The 21015-nt window shown below is 72.6% G+C and carries 17 protein-coding genes; 11 read left to right on the top strand and 6 right to left on the bottom strand.

The window, feature by feature from the left end; genetic code table 11:
• Positions 1-4 precede the first annotated feature (4 nt).
• Entirely contained in the window at positions 5-3121 is a 3117-nt protein-coding gene (locus ACQUQD_RS07580; RefSeq protein ID WP_428951206.1) for a sugar-binding domain-containing protein, read from the top strand.
• A gap of 25 nt (positions 3122-3146) precedes the next feature.
• On the opposite strand, the gene ACQUQD_RS07575 is transcribed toward ACQUQD_RS07580, so the two are convergent.
• The gene (locus tag ACQUQD_RS07575) at positions 3147-3920 is read right to left on the bottom strand and encodes a hypothetical protein (protein WP_428951205.1); all 774 of its coding nucleotides are present in this window, start codon (positions 3918-3920) and stop codon (positions 3147-3149) included.
• Between the two features lie 469 nt (positions 3921-4389).
• Between ACQUQD_RS07575 and ACQUQD_RS07570 the strand changes: the two genes are divergently transcribed.
• Complete coding sequence (locus ACQUQD_RS07570) at positions 4390-7215, top strand: beta-L-arabinofuranosidase domain-containing protein (protein WP_428951203.1); 2826 nt, start codon at positions 4390-4392, stop codon at positions 7213-7215.
• Positions 7216-7239: 24 nt separating this feature from the next.
• Here ACQUQD_RS07570 and prcB read toward each other — a convergent pair whose 3' ends face one another.
• Together prcB and ACQUQD_RS07560 are read right to left on the bottom strand one after the other, a co-directional pair.
• Positions 7240-8073 (bottom strand): proteasome subunit beta, encoded by an 834-nt coding sequence (gene prcB / locus ACQUQD_RS07565; RefSeq protein ID WP_428951201.1) that lies wholly within the window; start codon positions 8071-8073, stop codon positions 7240-7242.
• Between the two features lie 164 nt (positions 8074-8237).
• Entirely contained in the window at positions 8238-8603 is a 366-nt protein-coding gene (locus ACQUQD_RS07560; RefSeq protein WP_428951200.1) for a DoxX family protein, read from the bottom strand.
• A gap of 103 nt (positions 8604-8706) precedes the next feature.
• Between ACQUQD_RS07560 and ACQUQD_RS07555 the strand changes: the two genes are divergently transcribed.
• The 3 genes from ACQUQD_RS07555 (at position 8707) to ACQUQD_RS07545 (ending at position 10436) form a co-directional block, all read left to right on the top strand.
• Entirely contained in the window at positions 8707-9075 is a 369-nt protein-coding gene (locus ACQUQD_RS07555; RefSeq protein WP_428951199.1) for a winged helix-turn-helix transcriptional regulator, read from the top strand.
• 165 nt (positions 9076-9240) lie between these two features.
• A complete protein-coding gene (locus tag ACQUQD_RS07550) occupies positions 9241-9837 on the top strand; it encodes an MBL fold metallo-hydrolase (protein ID WP_428951197.1) in 597 nt (198 codons plus the stop codon).
• A gap of 71 nt (positions 9838-9908) precedes the next feature.
• The gene (locus ACQUQD_RS07545; RefSeq protein WP_428951196.1) at positions 9909-10436 is read left to right on the top strand and encodes a hypothetical protein; all 528 of its coding nucleotides are present in this window, start codon (positions 9909-9911) and stop codon (positions 10434-10436) included.
• 12 nt (positions 10437-10448) lie between these two features.
• On the opposite strand, the gene ACQUQD_RS07540 is transcribed toward ACQUQD_RS07545, so the two are convergent.
• The gene (locus tag ACQUQD_RS07540) at positions 10449-11984 is read right to left on the bottom strand and encodes a hypothetical protein (protein ID WP_428951195.1); all 1536 of its coding nucleotides are present in this window, start codon (positions 11982-11984) and stop codon (positions 10449-10451) included.
• A 223-nt stretch (positions 11985-12207) separates the two neighbouring features.
• Entirely contained in the window at positions 12208-13449 is a 1242-nt protein-coding gene (locus ACQUQD_RS07535) for a CynX/NimT family MFS transporter (RefSeq protein WP_428951194.1), read from the bottom strand.
• Positions 13450-13605: 156 nt separating this feature from the next.
• Between ACQUQD_RS07535 and ACQUQD_RS07530 the strand changes: the two genes are divergently transcribed.
• The 6 genes from ACQUQD_RS07530 (at position 13606) to ACQUQD_RS07505 (ending at position 19807) form a co-directional block, all read left to right on the top strand.
• Entirely contained in the window at positions 13606-14325 is a 720-nt protein-coding gene (locus tag ACQUQD_RS07530; protein ID WP_428951193.1) for a FadR/GntR family transcriptional regulator, read from the top strand.
• A 199-nt stretch (positions 14326-14524) separates the two neighbouring features.
• The gene (gene qcrB / locus ACQUQD_RS07525) at positions 14525-16192 is read left to right on the top strand and encodes a cytochrome bc1 complex cytochrome b subunit (protein WP_428951191.1); all 1668 of its coding nucleotides are present in this window, start codon (positions 14525-14527) and stop codon (positions 16190-16192) included.
• A gap of 153 nt (positions 16193-16345) precedes the next feature.
• Complete coding sequence (locus ACQUQD_RS07520) at positions 16346-17113, top strand: enoyl-CoA hydratase family protein (RefSeq protein WP_428951190.1); 768 nt, start codon at positions 16346-16348, stop codon at positions 17111-17113.
• A complete protein-coding gene (locus tag ACQUQD_RS07515; protein WP_428951188.1) occupies positions 17110-17973 on the top strand; it encodes a CoA transferase subunit A in 864 nt (287 codons plus the stop codon). Before ACQUQD_RS07520 ends, ACQUQD_RS07515 begins: the two co-directional genes overlap by 4 nt.
• A complete protein-coding gene (locus ACQUQD_RS07510) occupies positions 17970-18731 on the top strand; it encodes a CoA-transferase subunit beta (protein WP_428951187.1) in 762 nt (253 codons plus the stop codon). Before ACQUQD_RS07515 ends, ACQUQD_RS07510 begins: the two co-directional genes overlap by 4 nt.
• Positions 18732-18817: 86 nt before the next feature.
• Complete coding sequence (locus ACQUQD_RS07505) at positions 18818-19807, top strand: NAD(P)H-dependent flavin oxidoreductase (protein ID WP_428957479.1); 990 nt, start codon at positions 18818-18820, stop codon at positions 19805-19807.
• 48 nt (positions 19808-19855) lie between these two features.
• On the opposite strand, the gene ACQUQD_RS07500 is transcribed toward ACQUQD_RS07505, so the two are convergent.
• Complete coding sequence (locus ACQUQD_RS07500) at positions 19856-21013, bottom strand: acetyl-CoA C-acetyltransferase (RefSeq protein ID WP_428951185.1); 1158 nt, start codon at positions 21011-21013, stop codon at positions 19856-19858.
• Positions 21014-21015: the final 2 nt, after the last annotated feature.

The following is a 21015-nucleotide window of genomic DNA, read 5'->3' as shown; positions in this document are numbered from 1 at the left end:
GCCCATGCCTGTCACTCGCAGAACCGTGCTGGCCGCGGGCGCGGCCGCCTCCGTGGCCGGGACGCTCGCCGTTCCCGCGGCGCATGCCGCCGAGCGCGCCGGCTCCGTCGGACGCCGTACCGTCGAACTCACCGACGGCTGGCGCTTCGCGCTCGTCGACCCCGCCGGCATCGCCGACCCGAGCGGCGCCTACGCCGACGCCGAGCGGCCCGGATTCGACGACACGGGCTGGCGCACGGTCGCGGTCCCGCACGACTGGAGCATCGAGCAGACCCCGACCACCGAGCACAACACCACCAGCGGCACCGGGTTCCTGCCGGGCGGACTCGGCTGGTACCGCAAGAAGTTCACCCTGCCGCGCGGCAGTGCGGGCAAGCGGATCTCCGTCGAGTTCGACGGCGTCTACATGGACGCGAACGTCTACCTCAACGGCGAACTCGTCGGCAACCACCCCTACGGCTACACCGGCTTCGCCTACGACATCACGGATCTCGTGCACACCGACGGGGTCACCGCCGACGTCCTCGCGGTCGAGGTCCGCAACCGGCTGCCCAGCAGCCGCTGGTACTCCGGCAGCGGCATCTACCGGCACGCCCGCCTCGTCGTCACCGAGCCGGTGCACGTCGAGCGCTGGGGCACCCAGGTGACGACGCCCGACCTGGCCGACACCCTCGGCCGTGGGTACGCGACGGTCGACGTGCGCACCACCGTCGCCAACGCGTCGGGCACCGCGCGGGACGTCACCGTCGTCTCCACCGTCCGCGACCCCGAGGGCCGGCGCGTCGCGCGGACCGAGTCCGTACTGAAGGGGCTCGCGGACGAGCCCGGTACCGCACACGACCGACTCACTCTCAAGAAGCCGCAGTTGTGGTCCATCGGAACGCCGGAGCACCGGTACACGCTCGTCACGGATCTGCGCGTGGACGGCCGCACCGTCGACACCTACCGCACCCGCTTCGGCGTCCGGCACGCCGTCTTCGACCCCGACACCGGTCTCTCGCTCAACGGCGCACACACCAAGATCAAGGGCGTCGACCTCCACCACGACCTCGGCGCGCTCGGCGCGGCCGTCCAGCCCGACGCCGTGCGCCGCCAGCTGGAGATCATGAAGAGCATGGGCGTCAACGCCCTGCGCACCTCCCACAACCCGCCCGCGCCCGAGGTGATCGAGGCCTGCGAGGACCTCGGCGTCATCATGCTCGTGGAGGCCTTCGACTGCTGGCGCACCGGCAAGAACACCTACGACTACGGCCGGTTCTTCGACGAGCACAGCGACGCCGACATCGCCGAGATGGTGCGCGCCGCCCGCAACTCGCCCGCCGTGCTGATGTGGTCGATCGGCAACGAGATCCCCGACTCCACCCGCACCGAGGGCGTCGCCATCGCCCGCCGCCTCGTCGACGGCATCAAGGCCCTCGACACGACACGGCCGGTCGTCATCGGCTCCGACAAATACCGCTCGCTGCCCGCCGAGGGTTCCCCCGCCGACCTGATCCTGGCCGGCCTCGACGGCCTCGGCCTCAACTACAACACGGCCGCGTCCGTCGACGCGCTGCACGCCCGCTACCCGCACCTGTTCCTCTTCGAGTCCGAGTCGTCGTCCGAGACGTCCAGCCGCGGCACGTACCAGGAGCCCGAGCACCTCAACACGGGCGAGAACCACACCCCGGGCCGGCGCGCGACGTCCTCGTACGACAACAACCTCGCCTCGTGGACGATGAGCGGCGAGTACGGCCTGAAGAAGGACCGCGACCGGCGCTTCTTCGCGGGTGAGTTCCTGTGGTCCGGGATCGACTACATCGGTGAGCCCACCCCGTACGACGTGTTCCCGGTGAAGGCGTCGTTCTTCGGCGCGGTCGACACCGCCGGGTTCCCCAAGGACATGTACCACCTCTTCCGCAGCCAGTGGACCGACGAGCCGATGGTCCATCTCCTGCCGATGGACTGGACGACGCACGAGGACGGGGCGGAGGTGGAGGTGTGGGCGTACGCGAACGTCGCCGACGTCGAGCTCTTCCTCAACGGCCGTTCCCTGGGCGTGCGGTCCTTCGACGAGAAGAAGACCGTCGACGGCCGGGCGTACCTGGAGACCACGGAGGCGAGCGGCGACGACAAGACCGTCACCTCCGGCGCCTACCCGGGCAGTTACACCAGCCCCAACGGCAGTGCGGGCAAGCTGCACCTGTCCTGGAAGGTCCCCTTCGCGGCCGGTGAGCTGAAGGCGGTGGCGCGGCGGGGCGGGAAGGCCGTGGCGACGGACGTCCTGCGCACGGCGGGGGAACCGCACGCCGTGCGACTGACGGCCGACCGTACATCCGTTGCCGCGGACGGGCGTTCGCTGGTCTTCGTCACCGCCGAGGTCGTCGACGCGCGCGGGGTGGTGGTGCCCGACGCCGAACACCTCATCGCGTTCGACGTCCGGGGCGGCCGGCTGGCGGGCCTCGACAACGGCCGGCAGGAGAGCGCCGAGCGCTACCAGGCCAGTACCCGCACCGCCTTCCACGGCCTGGCGCTCGCGATGGTCCGGGCGGGCACGAAACCCGGCCCGCTCACCGTCACCGCACGGGCCGACGGGCTGCGCGCCGGGAACGTGTCCGTGCGGGTGACCGGCCCGGCAGGCCCGCCCGTCACACCCGCCGGCCCCTTCGCGCCCGACCCGGGCCCCGGCACCCCCGCCCACCCGCTGGCCGACGCCAGTTACTCCGGCGCCACGGACACCCTGCCCGCCGCGATGCTGGACGGTGACCCGGCGACCCAGTGGTCCAACGCCTTCCAGAAGGCCGCCACCGCCCTGCTGCCCGCCTTCAATGGTGCCCGGCCGCGCGACTGGGTCTCGGTGGAGTGGGCGAAGGAGCGGGCGATCGGCCGGGTCGAGATCTCCTTCACCGCCGACGCCCGGCACGCCCGGCCGAAGGCGATCGAGGTGTCGGTCTGGGACGGCGGGCGCTACGTCCCCGTGCCCGACACCGACATCGACTGGGCCACGGCGTCCGGCGAGCCGACCGTCGTCACCTTCGACGCGGTCCACGGGAGGCGGCTGCGGCTGGATCTGGTCAGCGGTGAACCGGGTACGGTCCAGGGGGCGTTCGGGATCAGCGCGCTGGACGTGGCGGAGTCGTGAGCGGGCAGGCCGCCGTCTCGCGTGCTCACAGCCGGACCGACCCGCCGATCAGATGCGCCGCGTGGTGGACCACCAGCTGCAGACCGCCGGGCATCCGGGACGTCGTCACCAGGATCGAGGCCTCTCCGTAGTGGGGATGGCGCAGCCGCCGGGTGTACGTGTCGGACGGGAGGCGGGGCGCGCGGCGCCGCCACAGCGCGGCGCCGACCGGGTCCTCGGCGATCCGGGCGGCCAGCGTGCGCAGCGCGGGATCGGCGGGGATCTGGCCGACGGCGGCGCGGACCCGGGCGACGGCGTCCGTGCGGACCTGCGCGATGTCGGCGAAGCGCCCTGCCGCCTCCGCCGTCAGTGACCACAGCACGAGGTTGCGGTCGCGGCGCGGTATCCGGTCCGGGTCGGTGAACAGCCGGGTCACCGCGGCGTTCGCCGCCAGCACGTTCCAGGCGTGGTCCGTGATGAGCGCCGCGTTCGGGTCCATCAGATCGATGTGGGCGATCTCCTCGACGGTCGGCCGGCGCCGCTCGACGAGGTCGTGCGCGCCGATGCCGGGGCCCGCGGCGAGCAGCAGGAACGTCTCGCGCAGGACGCCCGTCATGCGCAGCCCGTCGGCCACGGTCTTCAGCAGGTCGAGGCCGCCCCCGAGCGGTGCGCCGCTCGCCAGGTCGGCGTAGCCCCGCGGGGTGAGGCCCGCGGCCCGCGCGGCCTGCTCGGCGGTCAGCCCGAGCGCGTCCCTGCGGGCGGACAGCAACGCGCGCAGTTCGGCACTGCGGATGGCGTCGGGACCCTCGTCGGATGCCATGGGACCTCCTTGTCACAGCGATGGCGGCCGGGCCGCTGGTACGGATACGGACATGGGTGATGATGCGGAGCGCCGGGGCGGAGGTTCGTCGTCACCAGCGGTAATCACCCGGAAGAGGCGGCGCCTGTATGCCAGTTCGAGCACCGGCGTGTGAACTGGGACGTTGGCGGAGGGTGCCCGCGCGCCGGGGCGCGGGCCGACTGCGGAGCGTGTCCGGCAGGGCGGACGGACGGCTGATCGGGTGGGTGACGGGCGCGACGGGTATCGGCCTGTGGCCCCGGCGTCCACACACCGGCGCAGTGAACGGGTGTGGGCCGCGTGCCCGTGGGCCGACCCGAGAGGCCTCCGCGTGCCGCCCGGGGCGACGGGTCAACTCCGAGCGAATCATTGACGCGTTGATTGCGGACGCTTACCTTCTGGTCGGCTTACCGAACCTGATTCGACATACCGAACAGAAGTGAGGTCCGACATGGCTTCCGGCCCCACCAGAAGAGCCCTCATCGGCGCCGCCACCCTGGGCGCCGCGGCGCTCTCCCTCGCCCCGGGCCGCTCCGCCGCCGCACCGCGCGCGGCGGCCCCCGGGCCCCCGATGCCCGCCGCGTGGACCGTGCGCCCCTTCGGCCTCGACCAAGTGGCCCTCGGCGAAGGCGTGTTCGCCGACAAGCGGCGGCTGATGCTGGACTTCGGCCGCGGCTACGACGAGATGCGGCTCATACAGGTGTTCCGCGCCAACGCGGGGCGCCCGACGGAGGGCGCCGTCGCCCCCGGCGGCTGGGAGGGGCTGGACGGCGAGGCCAACGGCAACCTGCGCGGACACACCACCGGACACTTCCTCACCATGCTCGCGCAGGCGTACGCGAGCACCGGCGAGGAGGTGTACGCCGACAAGATCCGCACCATGGTGGGGGAGTTGTACGAGGTGCGCGCCGCGCTGCGCGCCGATCCGACGGCGCCCCGAACGGAGGGCCGGTTCGGCGGCGGTGCCGTCTCGCCCGTCCGGGGCTCCTACCAGTACGTCGACCTGCCGGCCGGCGTCCTCGACGGCGCGAGCGGCGCCCTGACCCTCGCCGCCTGGGTCAGGCCCGAGCACGCCGACACCTGGGCCCGCGTCGCCGACTTCGGCGACGACACCACCCGCTACCTGTACCTCGCCGCGCGCGGCGGCACGGGCGCCCCCCGGTTCGCCGTGACCACGTCCGGCGCCGCGGGCGAGCAGGGCATCGACGGCACGGCGCCGCTGCCCGTCGGCGAGTGGAGCCATGTCGCCGTCACCCTCGGCGACGGGGCCGGCATCCTGTACGTCGACGGGACCGAGGTCGCCCGCACCTCCGCCCTGACGCTGACACCGGCCGACCTCGGCTCCCTCAAGGACCACTGGCTCGGCCGCTCCCACTACGAGGGCGACCCGGTCTTCGCGGGCGCCCTCGACGAAGTCCACCTCTGGTCACGGGCGTTGAGCGCCGACGAGATCGCGGCGCTCCAGGAACGAACGGCGGCCGAGACACCGGCCGGCGCCGGTGACCTGGCCGCGTACGGCTTCGACGAGAGCGGCGGAGGCACCTTCGCCGACGCCTCCGGGCACGCCGGCCCCGCCTCCCTGCGCCGCACGTGGGGCGGCCCGAGCCACCCCGGCTTCCTGGCCGCCTACCCCGAGACCCAGTTCATCGCGCTGGAGTCGATGACGACCGGTGACTACACCAAGGTGTGGGCGCCGTACTACACCGCTCACAAGATCCTGCGCGGCCTCGTCGACGCGTACGGCGCCACCGGCGACGCCAGGGCCCTCGACCTCGCGGCGGGCCTGTGCGACTGGATGCACTCCCGGCTGTCCCCGCTGCCCGCGGCCACGCTGCAACGCATGTGGGGGATCTTCTCCAGCGGCGAGTTCGGCGGCATCGTCGAGGCGATCTGCGACCTGTACGCCCTCACCACAGAACCCGAACACCTCGCCCTTGCCCGCCTGTTCGACCTCGACAAGCTCATCGACGCGTGCGCCGCCGGACAGGACACACTCGGCGGTCTCCACGCCAACCAGCACATCCCGATCCTCACCGGCCTGCTCCGCCTCCACGACGAGACCGGCGAGCGCCGCTACCTCGACGCGGCCCGGGGCTTCTGGGGCATGGTCGTGCCGCCCCGCATGTACGCCATCGGCGGCACCAGCGACCGCGAGTTCTGGGGCGAGCGCGACGCCATCGCGTCGACGCTCGGCGAGGCCAACGCCGAGACCTGCTGCGCGTACAACATGCTCAAGCTCAGCCGCCTGCTCTTCCTGCACGACCAGGACCCCACGTACATGGACTACTACGAACGGGCCCTGCTCAACCAGGTGCTCGGCTCCAAGCAGGACAAGGCCGACGCGGAGAAGCCGCTCGTCACGTACTTCATCGGGCTGCGGCCCGGACACGTACGCGACTACACGCCGAAGGCCGGCACCACCTGCTGCGAGGGCACCGGCATGGAGAGCGCCACCAAGTACCAGGACACGGTGTACTTCCGGGCCGCCGACGACAGCGCGCTGTACGTCAACCTGTACAGCGCCTCGACGCTCACCTGGCGGGAGAAGGGCGTCACGGTCACCCAGACCACCGGCTTCCCCCGCGAACAAGGCAGCACCCTCACCGTGCGCGGCCGGGCCGCCGCCTTCACGCTGAAGCTGCGCGTGCCCGCGTGGGCCGCGGACGGCTACCGGGTCACCGTCAACGGGCTCCCGGTGGCCGGACGTTCACCCGAGCCGGGGACCTACCTGTCCGTGGCCCGCACCTGGCGGGACGGTGACACCGTGCGGATCTCGTTCCCGTTCCGGCTGCGGGTCGAGAAGGCCCCGGACGACCCCACGACCCAGGCCCTCTTCCACGGCCCCGTCAACCTGGTGGCGCGCGACGCCCGCACCACCGCCCTGGAACTGGGCCTCTACCGCAACGCCGCGCTCTCCGGCGACCTGCTGCCCACGCTCACCCCCGTGCACGGCGCACCACTGCACTTCACCACCCCCGAGGGCGTCGCACTCGCCCCCTTCTTCGAAGGCACCGAGGACCCGACCCACGCCTACGTCCGCAGGGCCGAGCCGCGCGTCGTGTTCGGGGGCCTCGACGCGGGAGTCGCCAACCCGGTGCGGGGCGACGGCGTGAGCCTGCTCGACGCCGTGTGGGACGCCGCGCCGTTCCGGAGCAAGGCCGCCCTCGTCGCCCACGTCCGCGCGACGGCCGAGGCATGGCACGCGGACGGGCTGATCACCGCCGCCGACGCGGCGAAGGCCGTCGCCACGGCGAAACGGGCGTCGTACCAGGCCTGACGGACACGGGCCCGGGGCCGGCGGTCACAGCAGCGGCGCCGTCGGGCCTTCCGGCGACGACTGCCGCGCCGACACCACCGACTCGGCCACCGCGCGCACCTCGTCCTCCGGCAGCGCGCGGTAGCCGTCCGCGGTGACCAGGGCGACCGACGGGTAGATACGGCGGCTCAGGTCCGGGCCGCCGGTCGCCGAGTCGTCGTCGGCCGCGTCGTACAGCGCCTGCACCGCCACCGTCGTCGCGTCCGCCGCCGACATACCCGGCCGGTACAGCTTCTTCAACGCGCCACGCGCGTATGGCGATCCGGACCCGTCGGAGTGGAAGCCGACCGCCTCGTACGGGCCGCCGGTGACGTCGAAGCTGAAGATCCGGCCGACGCCGCGGGCCGTGTCGTACCCCGCGAGCAGCGGCACCACGACGAGGCCCTGCATGGCCTGCGCGAGCTGGTCGCGGATCATCGCGGCCAGCCGCTGCGCCTTCCCGTTCAGGGTGAGCGGGCGGCGCTCCACCTTCTCGTAGTGCTCCAGCTCCCACCGGTAGAGGCGCACCAGTTCCTTCGCGAGCCCCACCGTGCCCGCGAACGCCACCGCGGTGTGGTCGTCGGCGTAGCCGACCTTCTCCAGGTCGCGCTGCGCGATGAGATGGCCCATCGTGGCGCGCCGGTCGCCGGCCATCAGGACGCCGCCGTCGAAGTCCAGGGCGAGCACCGTCGTGCCGTGCGGCAGGTCCCGCGCCGGGCCCGGGCCGAGACCGCGGTTCCACGGCAGGGTGTGCGGGGCCACGCGCTCGACGAGCCGGGTGAACGAGGAACTGCTGCCGTCCAGGAACACGGGCGGCAGGCCACGGGGGTGCTCGGTCATGAGTGCTCGCCTTCTGTCGGACGGACGGCCGGCGATCTGTGATCCGTGATCGCCTCATCATGACATCCCGCGTCGGCGAACGGTCATGGATTGCTCATCAAGTCGCTTGCCAGAAGCGGCAGTTGATTACCGTCCGGGCCGCCGTGCCGGGCCGGCCCTCGCGCTCAGAGCCAGCCGGTCGCCAGCCACGCGGCCACCGCCGCCAGCAGCAGGAGGGCGATGTTCAGCCCGATCACCTTGACCTCGCCGCGCGACAGATGCAGCGCCAGGCCACCGATCTGCACCAGCACCAGGCCGACCGCGGCCGCCACGGCGAGGCCGACCGCTATGCCCGTCAGCGGCGGCAGGACCAGGCCGAGCGCGCCGAGCACCTCCAGCACGCCGATGGCCCTGACGTACGGCATCGGCACCTGGTCGACCCACGCCATCATGGGCCGCAACCGCTCCTGGCTCTGCAGCACCTTCTTGCCGCCTCCGTAGGCGTAGAACAGGGCCAGCAGCGCGGCGACGATCCAGTACGCGACGTGCATGGGGGACCTCCGATGGTTACGAACCGTAAGTTGCCTCATCATGAGTGACCGTCGGGGGGCCTACAAAAGGCACACGGATGTGCGCTACGTACAAGGAGCTGTCGTGGAGGAGTACGAACACACCTGCATGATCCGGGGCGACGGGGGCCGGGCGATCCGCGCGGTCCTGGACCGGATCTGCGACAAGTGGACGCTGCTGATCGTGGCCACGCTCGAGGAGAAGCGGATGCGCTTCACCGAACTGCAGCGGCACGTCCCCGGCATCTCGCAGCGCATGCTCACCCTGACCCTGCGCAACCTCGAACGGGACGGCCTCGTCTCCCGCACCGCCTACGCGGAGGTCCCGCCGCGCGTCGAGTACGCGCTCACGCCCATGGGGGAGAGCCTCATCCCGCCCGCCCTGGCCCTCGCGGGGTGGGCCATCGAGCACAACGCGCAGATCCAGGCGAGCAGAGCCGCGTACGGGACCTAGACGGCGCGCGGAACCTCGCCCACGAACGCGGCGCGGGGTCGGACCGGCGGGCGGCCGGGAGCCGCAGGTCGACGGCGGTCGCCGGTGGTGCGGGGGCGGTCGGCCCGGCCCGGAGCGGGCGGACGGGCGCCCGGGGAGGCTTGTCGGGCGCTACGTTCCCTGGTCATGCGGATCACGAAGTACACCCATGCCTGTGTACGGCTCGAACACGAGGGGCGCGTGCTGGTCGTCGACCCCGGGATCTGGAGCGAGCCGCGCGCCCTGAGCGACGCGGACGCCGTGCTGGTGACGCACGAGCACGCGGACCACATCGACGTCCTGCGCCTGCGGGCGCTCGGTGTGCCGGTGCACGCCCCGGCCGACGCCGACATCCCGGGCCTCGACGTGCAACGGGTGGCCACCGGGGCGGAGTTCACCGCCGCCGGCTTCCGCGTGCGGGCGGTCGGCGGCCGGCACGCGACCGTCCACGGCGGACAGCCGGACTGCGCGAACCTCGGCTATGTCGTCGACGCGGCCGTCTACCACCCGGGCGACGCGCTGCACGTCCCCGAGGAACCGGTGGAGACGCTCCTCGTCCCGGTCCAGGGCTCGTGGCTGAGCACGGCGCAGGCGATCGACTTCGTCAACGCGGTCGGTCCGCGGCGGGCGTTCGCCGTGCACGACGCGCAGATCAACGAACGCGGACTCAGCAGCGTCAACGGCTGGCTGGCCCGGGACACCGACACCGACTACCGGTATCTGCGGCCCGGGGAATCCCTCTGACCGGCCATCGGAGCACCGGCCATGATCGGCTACGCTGCCGGTTCCTGATGGCAGGTACACGAAGAGGAGCTATGTCCTGGAAGCGGCGTCCGGCACTCGCCGGGCTCACGATGATGCTCGTGGCCGCGCTCGCGGCCTGCGGCGGTGGCGAGGACCGGCAGGCGTCGGCGCACGGCGGGACGGGGAAGAGCGAGAGCTCCCACGCGAGCGGGCACGAGAACGGGCCGGCCGAGGTCGTCGGACTCCGGGACGCCGTACGGCACGTCACCCGCAGGACCGCCACGGGCACCCGGCCGCACCTGGTCAAGAAGTGCGAGACCGACACCCGCAAGGTCAAGCACACCCGGCGCAGCAAGGGCCGCACCCGGACCTGGTACTCCACCGAGAAGCACCAGGACTGCGCGCGAGTGCGCCGGGGCACCGAGAAGTACACGCGCGTCGTACGGCAGGAACGCTGGTGCGTCCGGCTCGACGACGTGAACGGGAAGTCCGGCAAGGACGACGTCTGGTACCGCGTCCGCCCCGCGACCTACCAGAAGGTCGACGGAGCGGACCCGCGCGCCAAAGTCACCATCGAGCCCGTCGCACAGGGCTGCTGAGCGCGCCCCGCGTCACGGGACCCGGACCGCCCGCTGCACCGCCTCGGCCGCGAGCTGCGCGGCGGCACGGCGGGTGGCCGAGGCGAGCAGCTCCGTGCGGATCGGGCCGCCCGCGGCGAGGTGACGGTCGTAGGGCAGATGGACGACGCCGACCCCCGTCTCGCGCAGATGCGCGGTGGCGGTGGTCAGGTCGAGGTTCTGGTCCGGTGAACCGGACGTGAGCGCCACGACGGTGGACGGCAGCGTGGAGTGCGGCAGTCCGGCGAGCCAGTCCAGCACGACGCGGGTGCCGCCCACGCCCTCCGCCGTCATCGGGGCGACGACGATCCGGGCGTGCGCCGTGTCCATGGCCGTACGCGCCACGTCGCCCGGCAGCGTCTCGCAGTCGACGACGGTCATCGCGAAGTGGCGGCGCAGCGCGAGGGTGACGGTGCGGTAGGTGGGGACGTCGAGCGGGGGCCCGACCCGGCCCTGGCTCGCGGGCAGCAGCCAGCCGCCGTCGGGGAGCGGCACCAGGTACCCGGTGATGTCGAGCAGGTGCATCGACGGCTTCAGGATCCGGGCCAGTTCGGTGCACGACCAGCGCACCGACTGGGCGCCGAGCCGCACCGCCAGCGTGCCGAGCGCGGCGTCCGCCTCCAGGGCGAGCACCGGGTCCTGCCGGACGCGCTGGAGCGTGCGGGCGACGAGTGCGGCGGTGGTGGTCTTGCCGACGCCGCCCCGGATGGAGGTCACGGCGACGACCCGGCCCGTGGTCACCGGGTACTGCAACTCCCTTACCCAGCGCGCCTCTTCGCCACCGGCCCGGTCCGACGGCAGCGCGAGCCGCCGCAACGACTGCCCGGAGCGCCGCGCCACCGAGTCGCCGTGCTGCGGCTTGCCGGTGGCCTGCGTGAGCCGCGGGTCGAGGGTGAGCACCGGCTCGGGCGCGGGGAACGCGATCCCGGGCCGCGGACGCACGACCGGCGCCGCGCTTGCCGTCGGGACGGGCGCCGTCGGAGCGGGCGGCGCGGCCGGCAGGGGCGGGGGAGTCATGGCGGGCATGCGTGCGGTGTCCTCGGGGCCCGGCGTCGGTCGGGGCTGGCCCGGGAGCGGCCGGGGTGTGGTGTCGATGTGGGGCACGGGCACGGAGTCGTCGAGGTTCTGCGGCGGCTGGGGTTGGCCCGGGAGGGGCCGCGGTGTCGTGTCGACGTGGGGTGCCGGTGGGGCGTCGGTGAGGTCCTGTGCTGGACGGGGCTGGCCCGGGAGGGGCCGGGGTGTGGTGTCGATGTGCGGCGCCGGCACGGCGTCGGTGGGCCCCTGTGTCGGCTGGGGCTGGACCGGAAGTGGCCTGGGCGTGGTGTCGACTTGGGGTGCCGGCACGGCGTCGGTGGGCCCGTGCGTCGGCTGGGGCTGGACCGGGAGGGGCCTCGGTGTCGTGTCGATGTGCGGGGCCGCCGCTGGGTCCGGGCGGAGGTTCCCCGGGTTGGGGCGGTCCTCGTCGGGACGGCGTACGGGCAGGGGGGACTTGGCGTGGTCCGGGGGCACGCTCTCGCCGTCGCTCTGCACGGGGTTCACCGCGGCGGCCGGGCCGCAGCCCGCATCGGCACCAGCGGACCAGTCATCCTCGCCCCCACGTCGAACATCATCGGCAGACCCCCGGATCGAACCAGTGCGCATTCACTTGTGCCGCGTGCGGTCCCCTGCGGACCACCGGCCGCGAAAGCCTATCTCCCCCGGCCCGGGGGCCCCGCAAAGGCCTGGGCGTTCCGGCCAACGCGGGGACGGGGCGTCACGCCGACAACTGCCGCGCCCGCCCGGCGCCCACCCCCGCGATCCCCATCGGCACGCACAGCACCGCGAGCAGGGCCAGCGGCACCGTCCAGCCGCCCGTCGCGTCGTGCAGCGCGCCGAGCAGGAAGGGGCCCGCGGCGGCGAGCAGATAGCCGACGCCCTGGGCCATGCCGGACATCTCGGCGGCGCGGGCCGCGTCGGGGGAGCGCAGCACGATCACCGCGAGAGCCGTGCTGATGAGCAGGCCGGAGCCGAAGCCCTGCATCAGCATCCAGGCGTAGGCGCCGCCGACCGGCGCCACGATCAGGCCGATGAGGGAGACGAGGAAGAGCGCCGTGCCGGTGAGCGCGAACGGGACCTGGTTCCCGGCCCGGCCGACGAGCGCCGTGAAGGCGAGCGAGCCGGCGATGCCGACGAGGCTCATCAGGGACAGCATCCAGCCGGCCTGTGTGCTGGACATGCCCTGGTCGGTGAGCATCGCGGGGATCCAGGCCGCGCACGCGTAGTACTCCAGGGACTGCAGTCCCATGAGGAGCGTGATCTGCCAGGCGAGCGGGGACCGGCGCAGCGGGGTGCGGGCGGCGGCCGCGTCCCCGGTCCCGGCGGCCGGGGTGTCCGCGCGGCGCAGCTGCGGCAGCCAGAGCAGGAACGCGAGCGCCGAGAGCACCGCCCAGACGCCGATCGCCCCGCGCCAGCCGAGCCCGAGCGCGTCGCCGAGCGGCACCGTCACCCCGGCCGCGAGGGCCGCGCCGCAGAACAGGGCCACGGAGTACAGGCCCATCATCAGGCCCGTGCGGTGGTGGAAGTGGCGCTTGATGACGCTGGGCACGAGGACGTTCGAGAGGGAGATCGCCGCGCCGAGCAGGACCGTGCCCGCGAAGAGCGCGGGCAGCCCGGGCGCGAGCCGCACCGCGATGCCCGCCGTGAGCAGGGCCATCATCGCGCCGAGCGCCCGCGTCATGCCGATCCGCCGGGCCAGTTTCGCCGCGAAGGGGGCCAGGAGCCCGAAGCAGAGGATCGGCAGCGTCGTGAGCAGCCCCGCGAGCGAGCCGCTGAGCCCGGTGGAGCGGCGTATCGCGTCGAGCTCGGGGGAGACGGCGACGACACCGGGGCGCAGATTCATGGCGATGAGAAGGACGCCCGCGGCAAGGAGCCCGCCCGCGGTCTGCGAAGGCACGGTCCGGTACGCGCTCCGGGAGGCGGGCCGAGCGGTGGTCGAGGGGTCGGCACTGTGCGGCATGCGAACCAACGTAACATCCCATGTTTCGCTCGATAAGCGCGATAGATAGGGGCGTAACAGGAGAAAAGGGGTGTGATGGCGTGCGCAGATGTGGGATATTTGGCCGTGGGGGATGCTGATCGCGTCCGCCGTGTCCGTACGAGAGAGGCCACCGCCTTGCCCGAAGCAGCACAGTCCGGCGCCACCCTGGTCCAGCGGACCATCGGGCGGATCGAGCGGAGCATCGAGAGCGGCGAGTGGGCGGTCGGGGACCGGATCCCGGCGGAGGGGCAGCTCGTCGAGGCGTTCGGCGTGGGACGCAACACGGTGCGCGAGGCCGTCCGAGCGCTGTGCCACACCGGGCTGCTGGAGGCGCGCCGCGGCGACGGGACGTACGTACGGGCGGCCAGCGACCTCAATGCCGCGCTCCAACGCCGCTTGCGGCGGGCCGAGTTGAAGCATGTCCTGCAAGTGCGCCTGGCACTGGAGCGGGAGGCGGCGCCCGCCGCCGCCGTGCACCGCGGCGAGGACGACCTGGCCCGCATCCTGTCCGCGCTGCTCGCGCGGCGCCGGGCGGACGAGAGCGGTGACCCGGCCGCGTACGTCGACCGGGACCTGGAGTTCCACCGGGCGGTGGTCGCCGCGAGCGGCAATCCGCTGATGACCGAGCTGTACGAGAGCATCACCGCCTCGGTGCGGCAGAGCATCGAGTCCCTGCGGCCGAGCTGGACGCCCGAGCTGCCCGGTGCCTCCGCCCACGACGATCTGGCCGAGGCGATCGCGCGCCGTGACCCGGAGGCGGCGACCAAGGCGGCCTGGGCGCACACGCAGACCGTCGAGGCGGCCATGGAGCGGATGGCGGAGCGGGGCGAAGCCGACGGGGCGCACGGGGCGTGAGGTCTCCGACTCCTCAACAGGCCGACGTCCAGCCGTAGTTCGTCCACGGTGTGCGGACAATCCGGGACACGGGCACCACCGGCACCCTGGGTCCCGGCGGCATCCGGCAGCGCGGACCGCCTCCGCGTCGACCCCTGTCGGCGGCGCCCGGGCGCGCTCTACCCTGACTGTGCCTCAACGGGCTTCGAGGGGGAGTCGCATGAGCGATGACATCGAGCGCACCCACGACGGCGGCCGACGAGCGAACCCCCCGGGCGGCGGCGAACGCCTGGCCGACTGGGCCGACGGCCGGCTCGGGATCTACCAGCTCGCCAAGTCCCAGATGCGCAAGGTCTTTCCGGACCACTGGTCCTTCATGTTCGGCGAGATCTGCCTCTACAGCTTCCTCATCCTGATCCTCACCGGCGTCTATCTGACCCTCTTCTTCGACCCCAGTACCTCCGAGGTCGTCTACAACGGCTCCTACGAACCGCTCAAGGGCATCATCATGACCCGGGCGTACGAGTCGACGGTCGACATCAGCATGGAGGTGCGGGGCGGGCTGCTCATCCGGCAGATCCACCACTGGGCCGCGCTGGTCTTCGTCGCCGCGATGCTCGCGCACATGATGCGGATCTTCTTCACGGGCGCGTTCCGCAAGCCCCGCGAGGTCAACTGGCTGTTCGGCTGGACCCTGTTGATGCTCGGCATCGTCACCGGGCTCACCGGCTACTCGCTCCCCGACGACCTGCTCTCCGGCACGGGCCTGCGCTTCGCGCAGGGCGCCATCCTGTCGGTGCCGGTCGTCGGGACGTATCTGTCGTTCTTCCTCTTCGGCGGCGAGTTCCCGGGGGACGACTTCATCGCACGGCTCTACCCGATCCACATCCTGCTGCTGCCGGGCATCATGCTGGGCCTCGTCGTGGCCCATCTGATCCTGGTCTTCTACCACAAGCACACCCAGTTCGCGGGCCCGGGCCGCAGCGAGAAGAAGGTGATCGGCGCCCCGTTCTTCCCGATCTACGTGGCCAAGGCGGGCGGTTTCTTCTTCCTGGTCTTCGGTGTGCTGGCGGCCATGGGTGCGATCGCGACCATCAATCCCGTCTGGGCCTTCGGGCCCTACCGGACGGACCTGGTCACGACCGGCGCCCAGCCCGACTGGTACCTCGGCTTCTCCGAGGGGCTGATCCGCGTCATGCCGGGATGGGAGATCAACGCCTGGGGCCACACGCTGCAGTTGGGCGTCTTCATCCCGTTCTCGCTGTTCCCGCTGGTCATGGTCCTGATCGCGGTGTATCCGTTCCTGGAGGCCTGGGTCACCGGCGACAAGCGCGAGCACCACACGGCCCAGCGTCCGCGCAACCACCCGGTCCGCACCGGACTCGGCGTGGCCTGGCTGGCTCTGTACGCGGTCCTGCTGATCGGGGGCGGCAACGACATCGTGGCCACTCATCTGCGCCTGTCCATCAACGCCATCACCTGGTTCGTACGGATCAGTTTCTTCGTCGCCCCGGTCCTCGCGTTCATCGTCACCAAGCGGATCTGCAACGGGCTGCAGCACCGCGACCGCGACAAGGCCTTGCACGGCCGCGAGTCCGGCATGATCAAACGGCTTCCGCACGGCGAGTACATCGAGGTCCACGAGCCGCTCACGCGCGCCGAGTTGTACACCCTGAACGCCCATGAGCAGCCCCAGGCCTACGAGTTGGGGCCGAGCGTCGACGAGAACGGGGTGGCCCGGAAGTTCACCGTGCGCCAGCGGGTGCGTGCCCGCCTCGCCAAAGCCATGTACGGGCCGGGGACTTACGTGCCGAAGGCGACCGCCGAGGAGTACCGGGCGCTGCACGCCGGATGGCACGAGTCCGAGCGGGACCCGTCGGCACACTGACCCTCGGGTGACGGAGCCGGGCGCACGCCACGGGCGCGCGCCCGGCTCCGTCATGTCCGCACCCCGCCGCGAGAGCGTCTGTTCCCGGTCGCCCATCGCTGCTACCTTCTCGTTGACTAACAAACGTTAGGTAGGAAGGTGGCGGAGGCGCTGATGCCTGTCTCCCTCTCGTACGCGGAAGGCCCGTCGGCTGACAAGGCGATCGCCGTCGTCGACGTCGACCACCCGCCGGTCAACGCCCTGCCCGTGCAGGGCTGGTACGACCTCGCGGACACGCTGCGCGCGGCCGGCCGCGACCCCGACGTGCGCTGCGTCGTCCTCACCGCGTCCGGCCGCGGCTTCAACGCGGGCGTCGACATCAAGGAGATGCAGCGCGACAGCGGTCATGCGGCGCTGATCGGTGCGAACCGCGGCTGCGCCGAGGCGTTCGCCGCGGTCTACGAGTGCGAGGTGCCCGTCGTCGCCGCCGTGCAGGGCTTCTGCCTCGGCGGCGGGATCGGGCTCGTCGGGAACGCCGACGCGATCGTGGCGAGCGACGACGCCACGTTCGGCCTGCCCGAGCTGGACCGGGGCGCGCTCGGCGCCGCCACCCACCTGGCCCGCCTGGTCCCGCAGCACCTGATGCGCGCCCTCTACTACACCTCGCGCACCGCGACCGCCGCCGAGCTGCACGCGCACGGCTCGGTGTGGAAGGTCGTGCCGCGCGAACAACTGCGCGCCGAAGCAATGGAGTTGGCGGCGGAGATCGCCCGCAAGGACGGCTCTCTGCTGCGGCTCGCCAAAGCCGCCATCAACGGCATCGACCCCGTCGACGTACGCCGCAGCTACCGCTTCGAGCAGGGCTTCACCTTCGAGGCCAACCTCAGCGGCGTCGCCGACCGGGTCCGCGACACGTTCGGACAGGAGGACGACCGGCCATGACCGACAAGACGATGAGCCCCGAGGACGTCGTCGCGCGGCTGCGCAGCGGCATGACGATCGGCATCGGCGGCTGGGGTTCACGCCGCAAACCCATGGCGCTGGTGCGGGCCCTGCTGCGCAGCGACATCACCGACCTCACCGTCGTCTCCTACGGCGGCCCGGACGTGGGCCTGCTGGCCGCAGCGGGGAAGCTCCGCAAGGTGGTGGCACCCTTCGCCACCCTCGACTCGATCCCCCTGGAGCCGCACTTCCGCGCGGCGCGCGAGCAGGGCCGCATCGAGCTGATGGAGGTCGACGAGGCCATGTTCATGTGGGGCCTGCGCGCCGCCGCGAACCGGCTGCCGTTCCTGCCGGTGCGGGCCGGCATCGGATCGGACGTCATGCGCGTCAACCCTGGTCTGCGGACGGTCACCTCGCCGTACGACGACGGGGAGACGTTCGTCGCGATGCCCGCGCTGCGCCTGGACGCGGCGCTCGTCCACGTCAACCGCGCCGACCGCACCGGCAACGGGCAGTACCTGGGGCCCGACCCGTACTTCGACGACCTGTTCTGCGAGGCGGCCGACGCGGCGTACGTCTCCTGCGAGCGGATCGTCGGCGGCGCCGAACTCGCCAAGGGCGGGCCCCCGCAGTCGCTGCTGATCAAGCGGCACCGGGTCACCGGCGTCGTCGAGACCCCGCACGGGGCGCACTTCACGTCCTGCGCGCCCGACTACGGACGCGACGAGGCGTTCCAGAAGCTGTACGCGAGCACGCCGTTCGAGGAGCTGCGGGCGCGCTTCCTCGACGGGGACGAGACGGCGTACCGGGCCGCGGTCGAGGCCTGGCGGCAGGAACAGGAAGGCGGGAGCACCCGATGACCACCACGACGGACGACGCCGCGGCCGGGGTCGTGACCCGCGCCGACTACTGCGTCATCGCCTGCGCCGAGGCCTGGCGCGGCAGCGGGGAGACGCTCGCCAGCCCCATGGGCCTGATCCCCGGCATCGGGGCGCGGCTCGCCCGCCGCACGTTCGCGCCCGGGCTGCTGATGACGGACGGCGAGGCCATGCTCATCGGCCCGGACGGCGAGCGCGAGGGCTGGCTGCCCTACCGCCAGCACCTGGAGTTCGTCACGCGCGGCGGCCGGCACGTGATGATGGGCGCGAGCCAGCTCGACCGGTTCGGCAACCAGAACATCTCCTGCATCGGGGACTGGCAGCAGCCCGCCCGCCAACTGCTCGGCGTGCGCGGCGCTCCGGTCAACACCCTGAACAATCCGACGAGTTACTGGGTGCCCAAGCACTCCCGGCGGGTCTTCGTGGACAAGGTCGACATGGTGAGCGGCGTCGGCTACGACAACGCCGCCGCGGCCGGGCCGTCCGCGACGCGCTTCCACCACCTGCCGCGCGTCGTCACGAACCTCGCCGTGCTGGACTTCGACACCCCGGACCACGCGATGCGGCTCGCCTCGCTGCACCCCGGGGTCACCGTGGAGGAGGTGCGCGAGGCGACGGGCTTCGAGCTGGTGCTGCCCGACGAGGTGCCGTACACCCGCGAGCCGACCGGCGACGAACTCCGGCTGATCCGCGAGGAGCTGGACCCCAGGGCGCTGCGGCACCGCGAGGTCCCCGCGTGACCGGCGAGGCCACGCCGCCGGGCCCGGTGTTCGGGACGGCGCTGACCGAACTCACCGGTGTCCGGCACCCGATCGTGCAGACCGGTATGGGCTGGGTCGCCGGGCCCCGGCTCGTGTCGGCGTCCGCGAACGCCGGGGCGCTCGGCGTGCTCGCCTCCGCCACGATGACCGTCGACCGACTCCGGTCCGCCGTAAGAGAGGTGAAGGAACGCACCGACCAGCCCTTCGGGGTCAATCTGCGGGCCGACGCGGGCGACGCGCGCGACCGCGTCCGGATCATCGTCGACGAGGGCGTGAGGGTGGCGTCGTTCGCGCTCGCGCCCTCGCGCGAACTGATCGCCGAGCTGAAGGACGCGGGCGTCGTCGTCATCCCCTCCATCGGGGCGCGCCGGCACGCCGAGAAGGTCGCCGCGTGGGGCGCGGACGCGGTCGTCGTCCAGGGCGGCGAGGGCGGCGGCCACACCGGCGACGTGGCGACGACCGTACTGCTGCCGCAGGTGGTCGACGCCGTCGACATCCCCGTGATCGCCGCGGGCGGCTTCCGTGACGGGCGCGGCCTGGTGGCGGCCCTCGCCCACGGGGCCGCCGGCATCGCCATGGGCACCCGCTTCCTGCTCACCTCCGACTCGACCGTGCCCGACGCCGTGAAGGCCCGCTACCTCGCCGCGGGCGTCAAGGACGTCACCGTCACCACGGCCGTCGACGGGCTGCCGCACCGCATGCTGCGCAGCGAACTCGTCGCCGGACTCGAACGCGCGGGTCGGCCCGCCGCCCTGCTGCGCGCGGTGCGGCACGCGGCCGCGTTCCGCAAGGTGTCCGGCCTCGGCTGGTCCCGGATGGTGCGCGACGGTCTCGCGATGAAGCACGGCAAGGACCTGACCTGGAGCCAGGTGCTGCTCGCCGCCAATACGCCGATGATGCTCAAGTCCGCGATGGTGGACGGCGATCCGAGCGGCGGCGTGATGGCCTCCGGCCAGGTGGCGGGCCTCATCGAGGACCTGCCGTCGTGCCAGGAACTGGTGGACCGGATCCTCACCGAGGCGCAGGAGACCCTGGACCGGCTGCGGAAGCTGTAGGCGCGCGCGGGACCGGACGGGGTGGGCCCGCGGGCCCACCCCCACGGCCTACAGGCGCTCGATGATCGTCACATTCGCCTGACCGCCGCCCTCGCACATCGTCTGCAGCCCGAACCGGCCGCCCGTGCGCTCCAGTTCGTGCAGCAGCGTCGTCATCAGCTTCACCCCGGTCGCGCCGAGCGGATGGCCGAGGGCGATGGCGCCGCCGTTGACATTGACCTTCGCCGGGTCTGCGCCGGTCTCCTTCAGCCAGGACAGGACCACCGGCGCGAACGCCTCGTTGATCTCCACCAGGTCGATGTCGTCGAGCGACATGCCGGTCTTCTTCAGCGCGTACGCCGTCGCGGGGATCGGCGCCGACAGCATCCGGATCGGGTCCTCGCCGCGCACGGAGAGGTGGTGGACCCGGGCGCGCGGCGTCAGCCCGTGCTCGCGCACGGCCCGTTCGGACGCGAGGAGCATCGCGGCCGCCCCGTCCGACACCTGCGAGGAGCACGCCGCCGTGATGGTGCCGCCCGGCACGACCGGGGCCAGCGTCGCCATCTTCTCCAGGGTCGTGTCCCGGCGCGGCCCCTCGTCGACGGTGACGTCGCCGTACGCGACCGTCTCCCGCGCGAAACGCCCCTCGTCGATCGCCCGGATGGCCCGCTGATGCGACTGAAGGGCCCACTCCTCCATCGCGGTCCGCGAGATGTCCCACTTGTCGGCGATCAGCTGCGCGCCGTGGAACTGGTTCACGGGCCGGTCGCCGTAGCGGGCCCGCCAGCCCTCGCTGCCCGCGTACGGGCCCTCCGGCAGCCCCAGCGGCTCGGCCGCCTGCCGCGAGGCGAACGCGATCGGGATCAGCGACATGTTCTGCGTGCCGCCCGCGACCACCACGTCCTGCGTGCCCGACAGCACGCCCTGTGCCGCGAAGTGCACCGCCTGCTGGGAGGAGCCGCACTGCCGGTCGATCGTGACGCCCGGCACCTCCTCGGGCAGCCCGGCCGCGAGCCAGGCGGTGCGCGCGATGTCACCGGCCTGCGGCCCGACCGTGTCGAGGCAGCCGAACACGACGTCCTCCACGGCGGCCGGATCCACCCCGGTGCGCGCCATCAGCGCCTTGAGCACGTGCGCACCGAGATCGGCGGGGTGCACACCGGCCAGGCCGCCCCTGCGCCGGCCCACCGGGGTGCGCACGGCGTCCACTATGTAAGCCTCGGGCATGG

This window comes from Streptomyces sp. cg35, assembly GCF_050410835.1.
Classification (GTDB): Bacteria; Actinomycetota; Actinomycetes; order Streptomycetales; family Streptomycetaceae; genus Streptomyces.
The sequence above is the reverse complement of the archived record's forward strand: the minus strand, read 5'-3'. Positions and strand labels throughout refer to the sequence as shown.